The 20,282-nt window shown below is 59.0% G+C and carries 19 protein-coding genes; 5 read left to right on the plus strand and 14 right to left on the minus strand.

Annotated elements, in window-relative coordinates; genetic code table 11:
• Positions 1 to 31: 31 nt before the first annotated feature.
• The 6 genes from KIO76_RS28460 to KIO76_RS28485 form a co-directional block, all read right to left on the minus strand.
• Positions 32 to 1,267 carry an acyl-CoA dehydrogenase family protein gene (locus KIO76_RS28460; protein WP_249730070.1) on the minus strand — a complete coding sequence of 412 codons (1,236 nt, stop codon included), beginning with the start codon at positions 1,265 to 1,267 and terminating at the stop codon, positions 32 to 34.
• Between the two features lie 161 nt (positions 1,268 to 1,428).
• Positions 1,429 to 2,109, minus strand: coding sequence for a TetR/AcrR family transcriptional regulator (locus tag KIO76_RS28465; protein WP_213326924.1), 681 nt, complete (start codon positions 2,107 to 2,109; stop codon positions 1,429 to 1,431).
• A 71-nt stretch (positions 2,110 to 2,180) separates the two neighbouring features.
• A complete protein-coding gene (locus KIO76_RS28470) occupies positions 2,181 to 3,383 on the minus strand; it encodes an acyl-CoA dehydrogenase family protein (RefSeq protein WP_213326925.1) in 1,203 nt (400 codons plus the stop codon).
• 15 nt (positions 3,384 to 3,398) lie between these two features.
• Complete coding sequence (locus KIO76_RS28475; RefSeq protein ID WP_213326926.1) at positions 3,399 to 4,199, minus strand: SDR family oxidoreductase; 801 nt, start codon at positions 4,197 to 4,199, stop codon at positions 3,399 to 3,401.
• A complete protein-coding gene (locus tag KIO76_RS28480) occupies positions 4,196 to 4,702 on the minus strand; it encodes a nuclear transport factor 2 family protein (protein ID WP_213326927.1) in 507 nt (168 codons plus the stop codon). Before KIO76_RS28480 ends, KIO76_RS28475 begins: the two co-directional genes overlap by 4 nt.
• A 14-nt stretch (positions 4,703 to 4,716) precedes the next feature.
• Positions 4,717 to 6,417, minus strand: coding sequence for a flavin-containing monooxygenase (locus KIO76_RS28485; protein ID WP_213326928.1), 1,701 nt, complete (start codon positions 6,415 to 6,417; stop codon positions 4,717 to 4,719).
• A 387-nt stretch (positions 6,418 to 6,804) separates the two neighbouring features.
• Between KIO76_RS28485 and KIO76_RS28490 the strand changes: the two genes are divergently transcribed.
• Genes KIO76_RS28490 through KIO76_RS28505 form a run of 4 tightly spaced genes read left to right on the plus strand, consistent with a single transcriptional unit; the run spans position 6,805 to position 11,364 of the window.
• Positions 6,805 to 8,001, plus strand: a complete 1,197-nt coding sequence (locus KIO76_RS28490) for an ABC transporter substrate-binding protein (RefSeq protein ID WP_213326929.1) — start codon at positions 6,805 to 6,807, stop codon at positions 7,999 to 8,001.
• A 49-nt stretch (positions 8,002 to 8,050) separates the two neighbouring features.
• Entirely contained in the window at positions 8,051 to 8,929 is an 879-nt protein-coding gene (locus KIO76_RS28495; protein ID WP_213326930.1) for a branched-chain amino acid ABC transporter permease, read from the plus strand.
• Positions 8,930 to 8,969: 40 nt separating this feature from the next.
• Positions 8,970 to 10,685, plus strand: a complete 1,716-nt coding sequence (locus KIO76_RS28500) for a branched-chain amino acid ABC transporter ATP-binding protein/permease (protein ID WP_213326931.1) — start codon at positions 8,970 to 8,972, stop codon at positions 10,683 to 10,685.
• On the plus strand, positions 10,678 to 11,364 hold the full coding sequence (locus KIO76_RS28505) for an ABC transporter ATP-binding protein (RefSeq protein ID WP_213326932.1): 687 nt from the start codon (positions 10,678 to 10,680) through the stop codon (positions 11,362 to 11,364). The genes KIO76_RS28500 and KIO76_RS28505 overlap by 8 nt, the downstream gene beginning before the upstream one ends.
• A 228-nt stretch (positions 11,365 to 11,592) precedes the next feature.
• Here KIO76_RS28505 and KIO76_RS28510 read toward each other — a convergent pair whose 3' ends face one another.
• The 7 genes from KIO76_RS28510 to KIO76_RS28540 form a co-directional block, all read right to left on the minus strand.
• A complete protein-coding gene (locus KIO76_RS28510) occupies positions 11,593 to 12,762 on the minus strand; it encodes a mandelate racemase/muconate lactonizing enzyme family protein (RefSeq protein ID WP_213326933.1) in 1,170 nt (389 codons plus the stop codon).
• Positions 12,763 to 12,782: 20 nt separating this feature from the next.
• Positions 12,783 to 13,511, minus strand: a complete 729-nt coding sequence (locus KIO76_RS28515; protein ID WP_213326934.1) for an amino acid ABC transporter ATP-binding protein — start codon at positions 13,509 to 13,511, stop codon at positions 12,783 to 12,785.
• Positions 13,492 to 14,151, minus strand: coding sequence for an amino acid ABC transporter permease (locus KIO76_RS28520; protein ID WP_213327157.1), 660 nt, complete (start codon positions 14,149 to 14,151; stop codon positions 13,492 to 13,494). The genes KIO76_RS28515 and KIO76_RS28520 overlap by 20 nt, the downstream gene beginning before the upstream one ends.
• Entirely contained in the window at positions 14,138 to 14,854 is a 717-nt protein-coding gene (locus KIO76_RS28525; protein WP_213326935.1) for an amino acid ABC transporter permease, read from the minus strand. The genes KIO76_RS28520 and KIO76_RS28525 overlap by 14 nt, the downstream gene beginning before the upstream one ends.
• 99 nt (positions 14,855 to 14,953) lie before the next feature.
• A complete protein-coding gene (locus KIO76_RS28530; RefSeq protein WP_213326936.1) occupies positions 14,954 to 15,742 on the minus strand; it encodes a transporter substrate-binding domain-containing protein in 789 nt (262 codons plus the stop codon).
• An 82-nt stretch (positions 15,743 to 15,824) separates the two neighbouring features.
• Positions 15,825 to 16,685: an amidohydrolase family protein gene (locus tag KIO76_RS28535; protein WP_213326937.1), complete on the minus strand. Its 861-nt coding sequence runs from the start codon at positions 16,683 to 16,685 to the stop codon at positions 15,825 to 15,827.
• A gap of 28 nt (positions 16,686 to 16,713) precedes the next feature.
• A complete protein-coding gene (locus KIO76_RS28540) occupies positions 16,714 to 18,033 on the minus strand; it encodes an aspartate aminotransferase family protein (protein WP_213326938.1) in 1,320 nt (439 codons plus the stop codon).
• A 420-nt stretch (positions 18,034 to 18,453) separates the two neighbouring features.
• Between KIO76_RS28540 and KIO76_RS28545 the strand changes: the two genes are divergently transcribed.
• A complete protein-coding gene (locus tag KIO76_RS28545) occupies positions 18,454 to 19,539 on the plus strand; it encodes a LacI family DNA-binding transcriptional regulator (protein ID WP_283771531.1) in 1,086 nt (361 codons plus the stop codon).
• A 376-nt stretch (positions 19,540 to 19,915) separates the two neighbouring features.
• Here the strand turns inward: KIO76_RS28545 and KIO76_RS28550 are convergent, their stop codons facing one another.
• Positions 19,916 to 20,278, minus strand: a complete 363-nt coding sequence (locus KIO76_RS28550; protein ID WP_213326939.1) for an FmdB family zinc ribbon protein — start codon at positions 20,276 to 20,278, stop codon at positions 19,916 to 19,918.
• Between the last annotated feature and the right edge of the window lie 4 nt (positions 20,279 to 20,282).

The following is a 20,282-nucleotide window of genomic DNA, read 5'->3' on the forward strand; positions in this document are numbered from 1 at the left end:
TCAAACTCCGTCTATGGTGAGCAACAAGGCTTCAGAGCGAGAGACTGCCTCGCAACAGCTCAGAAGCGACAGTGCGCCGTTGCATTTCGCCGGTTCCATCGGGAATTCGCATGATCCGAGCAAATCGATACCCGGCCTCGAGCCGCAATTCATTCGTCAGCCCCATGGCCCCGTGCACCTGAATGGCGCGATCCATGCAGCGCGAAAGCATTTCCGTTGCGGAGCATTTGACCATTGCTACCTCGCCACGCGCCGGCAAGCCGGCATCGACGCGTGCGGCGCAGGTCAGCAGCATGCTTTTGCTGGCGAAGATATCCATGGCCATATCCGCCAGGTGAAACTGAACAGCCTGATGCGCGGCGATTGGCCGGCCAAAGGTTCGTCGCGTGCGCGCGTAGTCGGTTGCCGCGGCGAGCGCCCATTCGGCATATCCGACGCAGGTGGCCGACATACCTAGGCGGCCGGCGTTGATGCCCTGCATCGCCACCGCGAGGCCCTCGCCAACCGCGCCTACGCGATGACTGTCGGGTATGCGCAAGCCCTCGATGGCCACAATGCCCGTATCGCCGCCCGCATGCCCCATCAAAGGTACAACGCTGGTGACGCTGAATCCGGGACAATTGGTATTAACGAAGAATGCGGTGATCCCCCCTTTGCGGGCTTCGGCGGCCTCCGGATCTGTCACCGCGAAAACAACCGCATGGTCTGCGTAAGGGCTGTTGGTGATCCACTGCTTGGTACCGGTAATCACCCAATGATCGCCCTCCCGCACGGCGCGCGTACGCATTGCCTGCGGATCCGACCCCGCGTCCGGCTCACTCAATGCAAAACACAATGTACGCTCGCCACTCGCAATGGCCGGAAGATAGGCCTCTCGCAATTCCGGCTGCATGTAGCGGAGCACGGGAGACAGACCGTTGGTAAACGGCGATGGCACCACGACGTGGTGGATAAGATGGCGCTCCGGTCCGTAGCGGCGTGCGATATTCAGCTGCACCCACGCTGCGACCACGGCGCCCAGCCCGCCGCCGCCCAGTTCCTCGCTACCGAGCATGGTGTAGAAACCCGCCTCTGCAGCCTTCATGCGCACGTGCTTGCGCAAGGCGAGCACGCAATCGGCATAACGTCCATCAGCATCAAAAATCGTACGTTCGTTAGAAAGCTGTGCGGCGTTTTGTTTCTCGAGAGGAATGACCACCTGATCGACGAACCTCAACAGCGCGTCGCAGATCTCAGTAGCCTCTCGTGGCATCTCGAAATCAGTCATGTCCCCTCCCCGGGGGCGGCGCGCTCTATGGCGCGTCTATTTCCTAACATCTGTTAGAATATAATGCGAGCCGAAAAGGCACGCAAAATTCTGCGCCGGTCCAACTGTGTGGAATATCAAGGAACGCCAATACGAGGACGCTGTGTCTCGTACCGACGCGCTCAGGCCCTGTCAGATCGCTCCCGAAACAGGCCTTCGGCAATAAGCGTCGTAAACTGCGTCGCCACTTCGCTGATCGGCATCCCGTTTGGGCGATACCACTCAAGCGCCGAATTGAGGGCGCCGAGCATGAAGGTGCGCGCGAGCTTCAGATCCACGTCGCTGCGCAATTCATCCGCCGCATGGGCAGCTTCCAGGAGTTTCACCCAGAACTCTCCATACGCATCACGCCGTAGCACATGCTTACGGCGAACCTCTGGCGGCACCTGCCCCAGAACGCGGCGGGAGGCAAGCGCATAGTCGCCAAACTCAAGGATGCTGTGGAGATGCGCGGAGATCGCAGCGCGAATCCGGTCGGCATAGGTTGAGCTCGGCGGGAGGTCGGCAATGGCGGTGTAAACGGCCGTTGACACGCCGTGCACGCCCATGCCGAGAACGGCTTCGATCAGGAGCTCTTTTGAGGGGTAGTAATAATAGAGGCTGCCGGCTTGCAGATCGGCCTCCTTGGCGATAGCGCGCATGGTGGTGCCGGCATAGCCGCGTTCACTGAAAATGCGTGCGGCGGCTGCCAAGACGCGCTCCCGCGAGATCTCGGCCTTGGTAAGCCCGTCCGTGGCATCCCTGTCCCGCCGGCGCGAAGGCCCCCGCGTGGCTGAACTCTTCCCCTTAACGTCTGTCACCATACCGCCTAGCCCTGCCACATGAGCGTGGCTGTCCCCGTTCGCCCGCCATCGCCGCAGCGAAAGCACAAAACTCAAGCTTTGAGCAAGTCGCTCGCGATAATCAACCGCCGGATCTCTTGCGACCCTGCCGCAATCTCCATCACTTTCGTGGTCCGGTACAGGCGATTCACCTCCGTATCCCGCATATATCCGGATCCGCCATGGATCTGCACGGCCTCGTCCATGACAAATTTTCCCGCCTCCGCTGCCTGGAAGAGAGCGGCTGCGGCAAGCCTGTGGACGCGCCCCCGACCCAGATCCGTCTCCGGAGTGGACCCGCAGATGTCAAGGACACGGTAGACAAACGTGCGAGCACTTTCCAAGGCGATATACATCTCGGCCAATTTGGCCTGTATCATTTGAAAGGAACCGATCGGCTTCCCGAACTGCACGCGCAGTTTCGCGTGGTCAATGGCCAGATCAAGCGCACGACGCGCAGGTCCAATGCAGAGCATCGCCGACATGACCCGCTCCAGGTCCAGCCCGCTGTGCATGATGATATGGCCGTCATTTTCTCGGCCGACCCTGTTGGCAACCGGAACCTTGCAATCCTCGAACAGTAATTCCCCGGTTGGACTGCCGCGGAACCCCATCTTATCGAGCTTCTGGGCCACGCCAAAGCCGGGCGTGTCCTTCTCCACGATCAACGCGGAAATGCCCTTGGACGGGCCCAATGTAGGATCGGTTCGCGCGTAAGTTAGCACGATATCGGCAATCGGCCCGTTGGTTATAAACATCTTTGAGCCGTTAACGACATAGTGGTCTCCGGCGCGCCGGGCACTCGTCTTCATCGAGCCGAGGGCGTCGGAACCGGCGCCCGGCTCCGTCATACCGAGAGCGCCAATGATGTCCCCCTTGCAGAGGCCGGGCAGAAAACGCCGCCGCTGCTCTTCATTGCCATTGCGATAGAGATTGTCGATGACAAGATTGTCGGCATTGAGCCAACTGAATGCGAATGCCGGGTTCCAATAGGCCATGACTTCGCAGATGAGGCCCGAGGAAAGGTAATCGAGCCCCTGCCCCCCGTAATCCTCAGGAACCGTGGTTCCGAGGTAGCCCATCCCCGCCACGTCCCGAAAGATATCGCCGGGCCACCACTCCTCGTCGTCCATCCGCTGTTGCAATGGAAAGAGTGTTGCTCGAAAATAGTCGCTCGCATGCTCGCATAGCTGGACCTGCTCGTCCGTCAAGCCGAATTGCTGCCCGAGACGGAACTCGTCGAACCCGCCCGCCATTCGTCACATCTCCCCTTATCCGCTGATGAACTGTCCGCCATCGGCGGCCAGGGTGCGGCCGGTCACATAACTCGCCGCCGGCGACGCAAGAAAGGCGACGACCTGCGCCACCTCTGCCGCCGTGCCCATTCTGGACAAGGCGGACTGTGCTATGATCCGCTCTGCCGTCTCTCGTCCCCAATGACGGATGGCATCATGCCCCTGTTCGGTATCGGTCAATCCTGCAGCGACGGCATTCGCCCGGATGCCATGTCGCCCCTCCTCGCGGGCAATCACTCTGATCATGGCCTCGACGCCGGCCTTCGCAGCCGCGCTCTGGCCTGAGAACGGCGAAGCGGCCCGCGCCGAAATGGACGTAATCGCGACGATATTCCCGCTACGTTGATTATGCATGATCTTGAGCACGGGACTGACGACATTAAAAAAGCCGTTCAGGTCGTTGTCGAGATAGGCACGCCAATCATCCGACTGCATGTCGCGTATGGGCGCCCACTGTGTCCTCGCTCCGGCGCTATGCACCAGGAGGTCCAAGCGCGGATCGCCGGTGAGCCGGCCGATCAGCGTTGCGACCAGATCTGCATCACGGATGTCGGCCTTGAGCAGCTGAGCCTTCGCTCCAAGCTGCACAATGTCCCGCGCCACGGCGTCGGCCGCCGCCTCGTCCTGGCGATACATCACCGCCACCGTTTGGAAACTGGGCGCCAACGCCAGACACACGGCCCTACCGATACCGCGCGTGCCGCCTACGACAAGGGCCGTTCCATCGCGCCGTGCCCCTTGCTCCCTCACTCCTTCTGCGGATCGCGTATGGGTCATGAAACGGGTCCCCTGGCGTCGTCGGAAATCGCGCGTCCGAGTACCCGCACCTCATCGGCCTTGGTGTTGATAACATCCGCGAACTCTGGCGCCACCATGGTAACCACTGGCCTCCGCGATGAGAACTTCCAGCTCCCTTCCGTTCTCCGAAACGTATCGTGATATGTCACCAGAATGACGGGCGCTTGCAAGCGCGGCGTTTCGGACGACGGCAGCGCATAGAACAACGTGACATAACAGATACCACTCGCGGTACTCTCGTCGTGGAGCTCTATAAGGCTGTTGGTGAGCAGGTGCCGCACGATGGGATACGGAGACTTGCTCCGAAGGTAGGTGCAGATTTCGTCTTTTCCGCTGAAGGTCGTCTTTAGATGATGCCAGACTGCATCTTCAGTGAACATCAACTCGATCTCGCTGTAACGGCAGCTGTCGATCTTGATGTGGAACTCGATACACAGGCGCTGGCAGGCCTGCTCGGCGAGCAAACGCTGGAGATCATCCATAGGTGAGTTCTCCCTCACGACGTAAACCCCACGGTCGGATCTTCCGGCGACGCGTTCAGCGCCGTCTCGCTCGCCAGACCCTTGTCAAAGACGAAGCCGGGATAACCTCGCGCGGCCACCCTGTCACAGTGCCGGACATAGCGATCAAAGCCTCCCACATAGGGCACGTAATAGCGACTCTGATCGTCCTCGTTGACGTGAACCATGTAGTTCTTCGTGTTAAAGCGAAGAAGCGGGCGAGCCAGATCGTTCACATGTTCCCGCCAGGCCTGCTGCGCCTCTTGCGTCGCGGTCACCGTACGATGGCCATGACGAGCCATGTACGTCATGAGATCTGCCACCCAGTCCACATGATGCTCATTGGCGATGAACAAATTGGCCAGGACCGCGGGACTACCAGGGCCTGTCAGAACAAACAGGTTGGGGAAATCCGCCACTGCTATGCCAAGGTACGCTTGGGGCCCTCGCGTCCAGCTGTCAGCGAGCCGCGCGCCTTCATCGTTGCGGATGTCGATCTGGTTCAATTGGCCACTGAACGCCTCGAAGCCGAGCGCGAAAACGAGAAGGTCGATCTCGTAGTCTCGCTTTGTTGTGCGAAGCCCGTTCTCGTAGAGACATACGGCGGGCTCATCGGCCAGATCAACCAGCGTAACGTTGGATCGATTGTAAGTTTCATAATAGTCAATGTCGACGCAAAGCCGGCGGGTACCGATCGGATAGGAAGTTGGCATGAGTTTCGCCGCGACAGTCGGATCCTTGACGGCCTCTCTGACCTTATTCCTGACGAAGGAGGAAACAATCTCATTTGCTTCAGGATCCACGTTCTGGTCGCAAAAGACGCTGGTCATGGAATGGCCGCCTGTTTGCCAGGCTCGCTCAAGTTCCGCCAGTTGCTCGGCTTCTCGCAGACTTTTCGCCGCGCGTCCGTCCCGCATATGGGACCCGATTTTCATATGTGTGCCGACCGGCGTTGATAGTAGATACGCCCGCGCCGCAGGAACATCCTCACGAATACGAGCGATCAACGCATCATCGACTGGGCTGTTTTGTGCCGGAACGGAATAATTGGCAGTACGCTGGAAAACTATCAGGTGGTCCGCCACGCGCGCAATAGCAGGAACACATTGGATGCCGGAAGACCCGGTGCCGACGAGCCCCACACGGCGCCCTTTGAGACGCACCTCGCGAGGCCATTGAGAGCTCTGAACCCACTCGCCTTTGAAATCATCGAGACCCGGGAAGTCCGGCTTTCGCGCGGCAGATAGGTTGCCGGTCGCCATCACCAGAAAACGACATGTCAGCCGGACGTCGTTAGCGGCTGTCAAGTGCCAGCTATTCGAATGCCAATGCGCCGAGACCAGGCGGGTCCCGAATTCTATCTTGTTGCGGAGATCAAACCGATCTGCAACGTGATTAAGATATCGTAATATTTCCGGCTGACTGGCATAGCGTTCGGTCCAATTCCACTCCTGGAACAGCTCGGGCGAAAAATAATAGCAATAGTCGATGCTTTCGACATCGACGCGAGCGCCGGGATACTGATTGTGATACCATACACCACCCACTTCCGGTGCCATTTCCAGGCCGCGGACCGAAAATCCTAACTGCGCTAGCTTATGGATCGCATAAAGCCCCCCTATTCCCGCCCCGACTACAACGACATCAAAATCCGGCTCACTGCGGTGCGCGCCGTCGATGGCGGGCTTACTCTCCATTTCGATCTCCAGCTAATAGGTCGAACCATTTAGGAGCGGGACCCACCCGGCCTGGCTTGAGCTGTCGCTCGCAGACAGCGGCGCTGCACTCCGCATCGCGTCGGAGCGATCAGTACGATGCGCTCCCATATTTCTAATGATAGTTCGAAAAATTGCAAGCACAATCCAGGTGCATGCGTCCGCCCATTCCCGTGGAGGTTCGCATCATCACGATCATGGGCCAAGTCACCTTGACGAAATATTCTAACAACTGTACAAAAATGCATCGACCAGCGAACACGTCATCAGGCGTCGGCCGACCAATAATAACGGATCCACGGGAGGGGTAATATGGCTGTCCAAGCGGTAAAAGCATATCCTGGACGTGACGCCGCGCGGCACATCCCAATGTCTGGCTTCCGGAACCTGGTGAAAGCCGGCACGGTTGTGGCATCCGTCCTTGCGGCGATCGCCACAATCGGCGGAGCGTCAGCAGAAGACGTCATCAAACTAGGGCTTCTTCCTTCGACAACCGGCCCCGGTGCTGCAAACGGCGCCGCAATGACTGCGGGCGTCGAGCTCGCAGTCGCAGAGATCAACAAGGCCGGCGGTGTCATCGGACGGCAGATCAAGATCATTCGTGGCGACACACAGTCCAATCCGACGACAGCGGCCGGCGAAGCACGTCGATTGATCGACCGCGAAGGCGTTCAGATCTTGATCGGTCCAGCCATCAGTCAGGAGGCGGTCCCCGCCGTTGAAGTCGCGACCGCCGGCAAGATCGTGCAAGTCACCAACGCCGGCACAACGGCGCTGACACCCAAGGTCGGCCCCTATCATTTCTCCTTCAACACCGATATAGCGTCAGCCGCGAAGATCATCGTTGATACCCTGAAGGATATGGGTATTCAGCGCGTTGGGCTTCTCGCCGATGATGGCGGCCAGTCCCGATCCGGTGTCGCCGCCATCAAGGCCAATGCAGCTGCAGCAGGCTTACAGATCACCGGCGAGCAGGAATACCACTTCCGCGCTGATGATCTCTCACCCCAAATTCTATCACTCCGCGGGGCCAAGCCCGAGGCGGTCATCTTCTTCACGAGTTCTGTTGAGGATGGTGCAAAAATGCTGAAAACGCTCGGGGAGATTGGTTGGCAGCCGAAGGTATTCGGTGCAACTGCCATCTCCGTTTTCGCGCCAGCCATCGTCCGTTCGACCGGTCCAGACGCCTTCGCGAATGTCTACAGCGTGGCCTATCGCGGCATGACTTACTGCAGCGGCGACGCCGAGGGCGCTAACAAATATGCACAGTTTGCCAAGGCTCTCGCAGAGTTTATGCCCAGGTCCGATAAGTTATCCGTCAGCTTGGCCAGCGAATACTATGACGCGGTGAAGCTTCTTGCGGCCGGAATCGCAGCTACGGGAGGCACCGACGGTGTTGCACTGGCGCGCTGGGTGGAAACCAAGGGCTGGGAGGTTCCTCTCATTCACGGCTCCATCTCCCCGAGCAGCGAGAGCCACTTCCTTTTCGGAGACAAGGAACTCGCGATGGTAGAGCGCCCGCATGACGTACGTGTTGACGGACTGATGAAACGCCGCGGCTGCTAGCACCGCGTTCTTGGTCGCCGGGTCGGTCCGTGACGCGGGAGATGTCACAATGGATGAGATTTTCTTCATCGCCATTCGCGGCTTTGGCCTCGGCGCAGCCTTCGCTGCGATCGCCCTTAGTCTCAACGTCATCTACCGTGCCACTCATATTCTCAATTTCGCGCAGGGTGGAATGTTTGTGCTCGGTGGGCTGCTGGGCGTCCAGTTCTCCGAGGGCGGATATGGCACAGTTCACTGGATCATCGGGCTTTTAGTCAGTGGAGCCGCCATGGGTGTGCTGATGGCAATCCAAGGCGCCGTAACCCTTTGGCCGCTTCGACACTCCGCAGAGCAGCAATCCTGGCTCATCACGACCTTATCCGTGTCCATCATTATCAGCGCACTGCTTTTGTTGACGTTGGGGCCATGGTCATCCGAGTTCGCAGGGAGGGTCCCCTCCTTTGGCCTATTTGGCATGCTCACGCCCATGCCTTATCTTGTACTGCCAATACTTGCAGCTATCTGCTTTATCGGCCTTGCAATCTTCTACCGCCAATCGCTCACCGGCCTCGCGCTGAGTGCTATGTCTCAGGATCTTGAGGCTGCGGCAGCGGCGGGCCTGCGTGTACGTCGCCTGCAGGTCCTGTCATTTGCAATCGGTGGCATCGTGGTCGGCACGGCGGGCTATGCCGCTGCACCAATCATATCGATCGCTCCAGAGGCCGGTATCCGCTACGTCATTTCCGGCTTTGTAGTCGCGGTCGTCGGCGGTATCGGAAATATGACGGGCGCTTTGATTAGCGGGCCTGTTATCGGCGTCATTGCGGTGTTGGCAACATATCAGCTCGGCGGCCAGTTCCAGGGACTTGTGACAACTATCATTCTCACGCTGATACTCCTCCTCCGGCCGGGCGGCCTTTTCGGCGCGCATAGCGCGCGTCGCGTTTGATGAGATCTGCAGGAGCGGAAGGCAGTTTCGCGACATGTTCATGACACGCACAATCGAGAACGGTCAGCTTGCCTGCGTGCTTACCTGTGCTGTCCTGACCGGGGTTGTCCCGGATCTGGTCGGCAGCTCCTACTGGAGCTATAGTTTTCAATACGTAAACGTCCTCGTTGCGTTGGCTATAGTACAGAATTTTCTCCTGTACGATGCCAATCAGACTTCGTTTGGGCAAGGTGCGATCTTCGGGGTTGGTGCCTATGCCGCGGCCATGGCGATGACCAGCTATGGCCTGTATTGGCCCGCCGCGCTGCTATGTGCGGCCCTCGCTGGCTGCTTCGTCAGTATCATCTATGCAGTACCGGCGCTCCGGGTGCAGGGCTATTATCTAGGGTTCGTGACGCTCAGTGTCGCGATGGTCTTTCCCGAGATGCTTATGACGTTTGACGAATTTACAAATGGCGTCAACGGGATTTCGACCCCCGCGGGCACATGGAAGCAGCCTCTGCTGTTTAGCCTCACGCCCCTGTCACTGCTGTGCGCGGCCGTGGCTTGCGGCGCTGCTATCGCGCACGTCGCCTTGCGACGTTCGGCACTCGGGCGGAAGATTCGAGTCGCCGGCGCAAGCCCGGAGGCAGCCCAGACTCTCGGCATCCGTCCCGGTCTCGTGCGGAGCGCCGTGTTTTGCAGCACGGGCGCAACCATGGGCGCGATCGGTGCATTGTATCCGCCGATCGTCGGCTTCGTGAGCCCCGCCGCATTCCACCTTGAGCTGTCCATTCTTCTATTTCTTGCCGTTATTGTCGGTGGGCGCGGACAAATTCTCGGGCCGCTTGCCGGTATATATATGCTTTACCTCGTGCCGAACGTCCTGTTGGTCGATCTCGTGGATTATCGGCTGCTAGCCTATGGCGTCATCGCGCTGCTGGTAATGCTGATGTTGCCTGATGGTCTTGTCGGCACGTTGGAGAGGCATCTCCGCACTTCTTCGCCAATCAACGGCTTGCGCTTCAGCATGGCGGACCTTCCCGTTTCTGGCGGCGATCCGGGTGCGAAGGGCCCGGCGATTTCCGTTGCGGCAGCCTGCAAATCGTTCGGCTCTGTTAAGGCGCTTGATGACGTGTGCCTCGACGTTGAGCGTGGCTGTATCGTGGGTCTAGTCGGAGCCAATGGTTCGGGTAAGACATCTCTGATCAATGCGATCACCGGTTTCAGCCAACTCGATAAAGGTAGCATCATCGTCCGCGATAGCGACATTTCCGCCAAGTCGCCAGCTGCCATAGCCAAGCTCGGTGTCATACGGACATTTCAGACACCGCGAATTTTCGGCTCGCTTACAGCGTGGGAGAACATTGCGATTGGCAGCGAAACGGTTGCAGCCGGAAAGCCTGCTCACGATATGCTGCCGGATCTGCATAGCCAACTGCGGAGCTTGCACACGGATGCCATACCGCATGGTCAGCGACGATCCATCGAGGTGCTACGCGCTTTCCTGACCAATGCAGACATCTTACTGTTGGATGAGCCAGCGGCGGGCCTCTCGAAGGAAGAACGCTCACAGCTGGCGATCTTGCTGCGACGGTTACGAGACGAAGCTCGGCGCACGATCGTCATCGTGGAGCACGACCTTGATCTCGTCTGGCGCGTTGCTGACAAGATTGTCGCGATGGAGAACGGCCGTGTAGTCGCTCATGGCTCTCCCGGAGAAATGAGACAGCACAAGGATATAAAGAAGCTGTTCGTGAGTGTTGAACATGCTTGAAGTCCAAGACCTCTCCGCGGGATATGGCACCGTCCCCGTACTCCGTGATGTCAATCTCGCGGTCAGAGCGGGAGAGATACTTCTTGTGGCAGGCGAGAATGGTGCCGGAAAGTCGACACTTTTACGCACGATCGGCGGCTTCATTCATCCAAGCCATGGGCGCATCCGGCTAGCGGGCGAGACTGTAGCGGGCCTCCAGCCCGATCACTTGGCGAGGATGGGTCTTCGGCTCGTCCTCGATGGACATCGCATTTTTCCGGAGATCAGCGTGTGGGATAATCTGCGTCTGGGTGCTGCAGCCCGCCCTGACAAGCGGGATTTCGCACGTACCGCCGATGAGGTTCTGGACGTTTTTCCGATCCTCCGCGAGCGGATGCGACAACCCGCTCGCAACCTGTCAGGCGGACAGCAGCAGATGCTGGCACTTGCCCAAGCCTTCGTAGCGCAACCGAAAGTCCTTCTGTGTGATGAGCCCTCTCTCGGTCTTGCGCAGGCGCTACTGCCGTCAATCCTGACATTTCTGCGAGATTGGGCGCGCCGGGGCACCGCTGTCGTCCTCGTTGAGCAACATGTCGAGATCAGCAGTGTCTATGCTGATACCGCGCTCATCTTGGATCGCGGCGAAGTGAAATTGTCCTGCGCAGCAAAGGACCTGCCGGCGTTGCTCTTCCGGACGTGAGCGCCGGTTGGAATGACTGAGAGCGAGAAAGCCGTTTCAACTGCGCGCAATCCATCTCTCCAGATGATGAAGACGCGACGAGTTACCTCGGGAACGTTCGGTCCAGGGAAACTTGATCTTATAGGACGTGAAACGGGAGCGCCCCACCTGCATGGTATCGCTGTGTTGTGGTCCGAACGAATACCTGTTGTCTGCGCGGCAAATCCTACAGTAGAGCGCAGAGGGCGCTCATTCCCTGGGGTCGGACCGTTCGAAGCGTGGTCGAACCACTGCGTCGCGATTAAAGGGGTACTGCGCGATGATATGGTCGGTGAGTTCGAGGCCAAGCCCTGGTGCAGTCGGTGGCAGCAGAAAGCCGTCAACGACCTGCAGCGGCTCCACAAGCAGAGCGTGGCGCAGCGGATTCTCGATTGTCGGAAACTCCACCATGAAGCAGTTCGCCGTGGCGAAGGCCGCATGGTAGTTTGAGGTCAACGCGGGTCCGGATCCCCAGGCATGAGGCACGACACGCACGCCCGCGGCATTGGCCGCGGTGGCGATCCTGCAGAACTCTGCCATGCCCCCGCAATGGGCAGCGTCCGGCTGCGCAACGTCGAGCGCTGCTCGATCAAAGAAATGCTTGAATTCATGCAGGGTCGTCGAACTCTCACCGCCCGAGATGGGCATTCTCGCTTTGGCACGGACCTTCGCATAGCCATCGTAGTCGTAAGCGGCGCAAGGCTCCTCAAGCCAGGTCAGGTCTGCATCGGCGACCGCTTCAGCTACGACGATCGCTTCGGCGGCGCTCCAGGGACGCGGATTATGCCCCTGCACCATATCCATCATCAAATACCGCGTCTCGCCCAATGTCTCGCGGGCAAGCATGGCGCGGGCGCCATCGTAGCGAGGGCCATAACCGCCGCGTATCTTTACCGCCGTGAAGCCCTTTTCCACGTAGCCTTGGAGCTCCCGGCGAAACTCCTCGGCGGTACCGTCGAGGCCGCCGGACGCATAAATGCGGAGGCGATCATGCACCCTGCCACCCAGCAGCTTGTACGCCGGCAGATCAAGAGCTTTGCCGTTGATATCCCATAGCGCCATCTCGATGGCACTGAGCACGCTCACCGCGAAACCAGCCCTCCCCCAGAACAAGCCCCCCATGTAAAGACGGTTCCACACCCCACCCACATCGCTGGCATCGAGCCCGATGGCCATAGTCTCGTAATGCTCAACGATCGCTTTCGCCGCTTCTGGCGCAAACAGCCCACCATAGGTCTCACCAAGACCCGTGATGCCCGCATCCGTATGCACGCGGACCAGGCAGGCGCAGAACATCGGAATATGGCCCCCTGACCAGGCGACAGGTCCACTGTCGAGCGGCGCGGTCAGCAGGATCGGCTCGATCCGGGTGATCTTCATCAGTGCCTCCATATCGGCGTTCACAAGGTGGATGAGAGGAAACGACGCAGTTCTTCGGTACGCGGGCGTGCAAACAGGTCCTTGGCGGGTGCGATCTCGTGAATGCGGCCGTTGTGCATGAAGGCCACGACATGGGCGACGCTCCGCGCAAAGTTCATCTCGTGGGTCACGAGCACCATTGTCATGCCGGAGCGAGCGAGACCTTCCATGGTGAGGAGCACCTCACCCGTGAGCTCGGGGTCAAGCGCCGAGGTCACTTCGTCGAACAGCATGACCTGCGGTTCCATCGCGAGGGAGCGTGCGATGGCAACCCGTTGCTGTTGACCGCCGGAGAGTTGGTCAGGATAGGCGTGGAACTTCTCGGACAGGCCAACAATCGCCAGCACCTCGCGCGCCCGCGCTTCTGCGCGCTCAGGCGACCACCGCAACACGAGCCGGGGCGCCAGCATGATGTTGCGGCCGACACTCAGATGCGGAAAAAGATTGTAGGCTTGAAAGACGATGCCAACATCCTGCCGCAGGCGTCGCAACGCGGCAGGCGCCTGATTGAGGGAATGCCCGCCGATAGTGATCTGGCCCGCGTCGACACGCTCCAAGCCGTTCATGCAACGCAGTAGAGTGCTTTTTCCCGAACCGCTCCGCCCGATCAAGGCCAGCATCTGGCCGCGCTCCAAGTGTAGATCGATGTTCTGCAGCACCTGAAAACTGCCGAAGCTCTTCGAAACGCCGCTAACCTCGAGTGCTGACATTGAGCTTTCTCTCAAATCGACGGCTGAGCAAGGTCAGCGGGAAGCACAGCAGAAAATAGATGATAGCTGCGCAAAGAAAGACCTTGAACGGCTGAAAGGTCGCGTTGTTGATGGCGGTCGCGGCCCGCATCAGCTCAGTCATCCCCACGACACTGGCAAGTGAAGAGTTCTTGATGAGTTTGACCAGAAAGCCGACTGTCGGCGGAGTGGCGATACGCAGAGCTTGCGGCAAGATGACATAGCGGCGGATTTGCCAAGGGGTCAGCGCCAATGCATCCGCTGCTTCCCATTGTTGCCGAGGCACGGACAGGATGCAGCCTCGCCAAATCTCGGCGAGGAAAGCCGATGCATAGCAAATGAGCCCCACCGCAGCCGCTACAAAGGGTGGGAGACGAAAGCCGAACAAGCCGAGTCCGTAGTAGATGAGAAACAATTGCACAAGGAGCGGCGTGTTCTGAAAGGCTCTGATCCAGACGAGCGCCAGGCCGTTGCCCAACCACGAACTGCCGGTGCGCGCGAGGGCTAGCCACAGTCCAAGCGCACCGCCAATCACAAAGGCCACGACCGTGAGATAGATCGTCCACTGCGTTGCGATCAGCAAATACCACACATCATTGATACCGAAGCTACGCATGCGCAGCACCCGCGATTGTAGCGGGCCGCTTCTGCCGGCCAATAAAGCGCATGGCGATTGCGTCGAGTATCCACTTCAGCACAAGTGCTAGGGCGAAATAGATAAGCCAAATCAGCACATATGTCTCAAACGTCCGGTAGGTTTCCGACTGAATTAAATTCGCGGTCCCCGTCAATTCCTCGACAGAGATCACTGAGACGACGCTGGTCCCTAGCATCAAAAGAATGAATTCACTTGACAGTGCGGGATAGACGTTGCTGAGTGCCGGTGGCAGTACGATATATCGGATCACCTGCCATCGCGTCAGGCCAAGGGAATCCGCGGCTTCAATCTGGCTGCGATGGACCGACTGCAAACCGGCCCTTATGATCTCCGTTGCGTAGGCGCCGATATTGATCGAAAGCGCAGCGAGGCCGGCGAGGTAGGGTGACGGTAGCCACCGCAGACCAAAAGTCTTGCCAATTTCCGGGATGCCGAAAAAAATCAGAAACAATTGCACGAGGAACGGCGTATTCCGGAAGATCTCGACATAAGTGGCAACCGCTAGCCGCGCCTGGCGTGGCCCGTAAGTACGGACGATCGCGCAACCCAGCCCTAGCGCGAGGCCAATTAGGCCCGTCAGCACGGTCAGCTGCAGTGTGAGCAGAAAGCCGTCGATCAGCAGCTCGGCGCGGGCAAACACCGCCCCGAACTGGAATTGATAGGTCACGTCTTTGCCCCCGCACCCAAATCGGGCCCATCATCGAGGCGGCGCGATCTCCAAATGAGAGAAGCCACCCCGTTGGCCCGAGATCATTGTCCGATCCGCTCAGTAGGACGGCAACTCCGGCATATCGATCTTCAGCCATTTGTTATGCATAGCCTGTAGGAATCCGTCGGTCTTATGATAGAAGATCCATGTGTTGATCCAGTGCCTTAGATCATAGTCCGCATGACGGGTGCCGATCGTGGGGTAGGTCATCGCCCCCTCGAACTTGATCTCAAGGTTGAGATCAGGGTTTTTTTCGATAATGGACTTGGCAACGGTAATTCCCAACGCAGTCGCCTCGACCTGTCCGGACGCGAGTGCCTGAAAAGTCGTCGCATCATCTTCGAAGCGTCGAATATTGTTTCCACCAACAAGCTGCGTCACGTACTGATCTTGGAAGCTTCCGCGCGGTACACCGATCTTGATATCCTTCATGTCCTTCCAACTCTTGATCTCCTTCGCCTTTGGGCCGACGACCACATGTGGCACTGCCGTGTAGGGCGCGGTCAGGCTGACCACCGCCGCCCGTTGCGGGGTCAGGGTCAGCGTAGCGATAGTGATGTCGGCCTGATTGGTGACAAGCGCCGGAATTCGGTTCGCGCCCGTGACGACAACGAACTCCGGCTCGACGCCGAGATCCTTTGCAATCTGACGCCCGACTTCGATATCAAGACCGTCGAGCTTGTTGTTGGAATCCAGCAAAGAATAGGGCGTGACATCGTTCTGTACAGCGATGACAATCTTCTTCTTCGACAGAATGCGGTCGAGAGCCCCGCCGTCCGCCTTTGTTGTCGACACGCCCGCTACGAATGCCAGAGGGACAAGCAAGGCTGAGAGCAATCTTAGCACTGTGTGTTCCTTCCATGTTCGATTTTCTTGGCCTGTTCCGGACCATCCCGCGCGGCATGCGCGAGCGAGGTACGGCGGTGAATCACCCGGGATAGCCGCCGTGCCACCAGTGCTCGAGCGGATTGGAGTAGAGAATGTGGTCGATGGTTTGCTGGCTGACGCGGGGCATCGGCGTGCCTTCGACCAAACGGTTGACTGTTTGCAGCGCCTCGATTGACTCCTCGACCGTAGCAAAGGGAAAATCCGTGCCCCAAAAAATCTTGTTACGCTCGGTGATCCGGTATTCCTGCGCAGCGATCAGACCATTCCAAAACTGCCAGGGTCGATAGAAGATCGCCGAAATCTCTGTGTAGACGTTCTCATTCTTGCGGCAGATGACGATGCACTCCTCAGCCCAAGGGTGTGCGAGATGCGCCATGATCATCTTGAGGTCTGGATATCGCCGGGCAATTTCGTCGACGTCTGTCGGCTTGCCATATTGGATGGGTGTGCCGGCCGCGAAGGTAGTGCCCATATGCATGGTCAGTGGAAGGTTCCGCTTCACGCAATATTCATAGACCGGAACCATGCGCGGATCGAGCAAGGACACCCCGTTGTAAATCGGCCCGAACTTAACCCCTTTGAGATGGAGATCCTCGACCGCATGCACCAGGAGATCCATGGCATCGCGACGACGCGGATCGACAGCCGCGAAGCCGATAAACTTGTCGGGATATTTCGCGACAGCGCGCGCCGTAACCTCGTCATTGCCGTCGATACCTGCGCTGTCATGATATCGAAGGCTGAAAATGATCGCCTTGTCGACACCGCGCATTGCCGTGTGGACGGTTTCCATATCCGCGACGGTGCCGATAGTCCCATGGCGGGCCATCGCCGTGCCGCTGACATAATGCGGCAATACATGCTCATCATCCCAGATATTCACATGGCAATCGACGATCACGCTCTGCCTCCCACTTTTGATAATTGTTTCAGCCAAGGGTCCTGACGACTTTCTCTGTGATCGCGATCGTGCGGTCGATATCATCGTCGGTATGGGCAAGCGAAATGCTGGACTGCTTGGTTGCTGCGGGAAAATGAAATATCCCAGCCTCGATCATCGCACGGCGGTATCGGACATCTCGCTCATTGTCGTTGTGAAGCGCGATGTCACGCCAGTTTTGCGGTGCATGGTCCATGAAGTACAGAGCGAAAGCCGAGCCTTGTCGCACGAAGGTGACGGGATAATTTCGCTGAGTAAACACCGCTTGGATACCCGCCTGCATTCTCGCGCCAAGCCGATCCAGTTCCCCGTAAATTTCTGCCTCCCGCGCCTTGAGACGCAAGAGACTGGCGCGTGCCGCTGCCACATTGACCGGATGACCGTTGTAGGTTCCTGCGACCACGACACGCCGGCTTGGGTCAGGATCGTTACAGAGCGCCATGATTTCGCGCCGCCCACCGACCACGCCGAGCGGATATCCGTTTGCAACCGCCTTGCCGAAGGTGCAGAGATCCGGGCGAACCCCCGCTATGGCCTGATAGCCACCAAGCGCATGGCGAAAACCAGTCTTCACTTCGTCGAAGATCAGAACCGTTCCATAGCGGTCGCAGAGCGCGCGCAAGCCCTCCAGATATCCGGGCAAGGGCTTGACCACGCCGATGTTCTGCAGAACCGGCTCCAGGATGAGCGCTGCCACGTCGCCGCGCGCGAGGACTTTCTCCGCTGCCGAAAGATCGTTGTATTCAATCACCCGGACCGTCGCGTCGATTACCTTCGGGATCCCGGCGGTAGTCACACGCAGTGGATACTCCTCACCCTCCCGATGATCCGCCACTATATCCTTGTGATCCATAAGGTTATACGAGACATAATCCGACCAGCCGTTATAGCCGCCTTGCATCACGACCACGGCCCCCCGGCCGGTCGCTGCACGAGCAAGCCGCAGCGCGTAGGAAACAGCTTCGGACCCTGTGCTGGTCAACTGGATTTGCTCAAGTCCAGGCACTGCCTCAACAAGCATTTCCGCTATTTCAGCTTCCCATGGCATAGTACCTGCACCGATCAGCGAAGCACCACTGCCGATGGCCGCGATCACGGCGTCATCAATTTCGCGGTCCGCATGTCCGAACAAGTAGGGCGCAAAGCCTGCGTGGTAGTCGATATAAGCGTTTCCGTCGGCGTCCCAGAGATAGGCGCCCTTGGCGCGCACGAAGAGCTTCGCCGGGTTGATTGCGCGATTGATGGACATTGTGCCGCCGGCAATATACTGGCGCCGTCTGGCCACGGCTTCCGCCACAGTCTCAGTCATCTAACATTCCTGATTGTCCGTGAACCTCGCAAGAATGCGGGTCAAGGGTGTTACGTTACAGTACTGGGACAAAAATCATGCAACGCTGCCCATCATGGCAACGGATCAACTGCTTTTGATTCTATAAACTTAGCTGGCCGTTCTGAGGGCCGCCTCTGAGGGTCGCTTTGCTATCCGCTCTGGTTAGCGTCAGCATAAGCGAGGATTTAACGTTAAGTCAACGGCAAACCCGTTTCCGGCTCAGATGAGATGGCCGGCCTGGATTGCGCATGGTAATCGCCCAAAACGCCTAGGTTTTTTACCGCGTTGCGAATGAAAACAAAATCCCAAGCCGTGTTTCGCTTGCTCTCGTTGGAGGATCAATTTAACGTAACATCACTTTGTCCGGCAGCGAGCTGCCGGATGCGAAGCCGGATAGCCATGGCCTCTCGTGACAGCGTGAGCAAGTACCCAGTCGATAAAGCCCCGCCTGCGGAGAGGTCGCTCCGCCGTCGCTCCACCTTGAAGGACGTCGCGCGCTTGGCAGGCGTGTCGCCGATGACCGTCTCGAATGTCGTCAATGGCACGCTCCGCGGTTACAATGAGGAGACACGGGACCGCGTGCTTGACGCCATCGAGCGGGCAAACTACCGGCCGGACATCGCGGCGCGTTCTTTACGAACTGATCGACGCATGGCCGTCGGTATGCTGGTGGTGCAAACCGGGCGTCGTTTTCTAGCCGATCCATATATTACAAGCCTGTTGGACGGGCTCTGCGCGGGCCTCAATCAGCGCGGCTACTCCCTGGTTCTTCAAGGCCTTCATGTGGACGATCTGGCAACCGCGTCTCTTGTCCAGCAGTTGCAGACAGACGGCCTCTGCGTGCTCATGTCCGGTAGTTTCATGGCCAACACGGCGTTCAGAGCGACTCTGAAGGCCATGCGCCAGCCGATCGTGATGTTCCAGCAACCTCAACCCGATCCCGAGGGGGATATCTGCTCTTTGCGGCAGGATGATTTCGACGGCGGCCGGGTTGTGTGCGAACACCTGGTGCAACGAGGGGCCCGGCATGTTGTCGCGGTCGTGCCGGAGCTCGACTGGCCGGCCATGTCGGCGCGCGTCGCCGGCGTGCGATCCTTCATCGATACATCAGGCGCCCGCACAAAGATCACGGTGCTGACGTCGACGGACGAATCGGCCGCGGCCACGCAAGGTGCAATCGAGGGATTCATGGCTTCAAATGCGCGTTTCGATGCCGTCTTCGCCGGTAATGACCAGATGGCCATCGCCGCACATCGCCTATTCACGCGCCGCCAAATCCGCATTCCGGAAGATGTGATGCTGGCCGGCTTCAACGGCCTGGATTTCATCGACTATTTCGGTACTCGCCTGACGACCGTGCGATCGCCCGCCTTCGAACTCGGCCAACTTGGTGCGTATCACATGGTAAAACGTATCGAGACAGGCGGCTTCGACAGCCGGGCAATCACCTTGCCGACCGAGCTCATGATTGGCACCACGACTTGACGACTGCGGGAGGACCAGGCCGCATCAGTCGACAGGTTCTGACCCGACGCTTAACAATAGAGGATTTTCTTTTCCCCGGGTGCTGGCTTGGTTGACGCCGCGATCCGATCGTTTTGCTGCCATTTCCCGCGCTTTCTTCGACCGCAACCGTCCCGCGTCACCGGCGTTGTCTCCGGTCGTTATGAACGCTGCGATAGCGCTGAATCATGCGCCGACACACGCTGGCTCCGCTGGGTGATCGGCCGCAGGCGAGCGACGCGAGTGCAAGTTCCACGCGGGAAATAAGGCTCGGTCGTGTCCTTCGATAAGAAGCCGCCGCGCCAGGACCGGCGCTGCGGCTCCTTATCATCGCGTTCGCTCGCAAGCCCGGCCGAGGTCAGTGACTGATCATCCACGGGCGAGCCGACGGGAAAGACTTGGCGGCCTGTCCCACGCTTCCCCCCTCACCGGCACCGCTTGCTTTTCCGCCCCAGCCCTTGAGCGCGAGGGATTTTCCGGAGCAGCATCCGCATCCCGCGCCATGCCCGGACGACCGTCGCGGTTCATGTGCGCTGCGTTCGTTGGCGGCATGGGCAAGGTGTGACGACCGGTTCGCCATGCCGATCGCGGGCGCGGTCAGCAGGACCCGCGGTGCCTCCTCGCCGCAATCCGGACAACAGCAGGGTGCGGCGAAGTCCGCCATCGGCCTGAGCGCCGTGAACGGTCCGCAAGCCTCGCATTCATAGTCATACACAGGCATGGGC

This window comes from Chelatococcus sp. YT9, from assembly GCF_018398315.1.
Classification (GTDB): Bacteria; Pseudomonadota; Alphaproteobacteria; order Rhizobiales; family Beijerinckiaceae; genus Chelatococcus.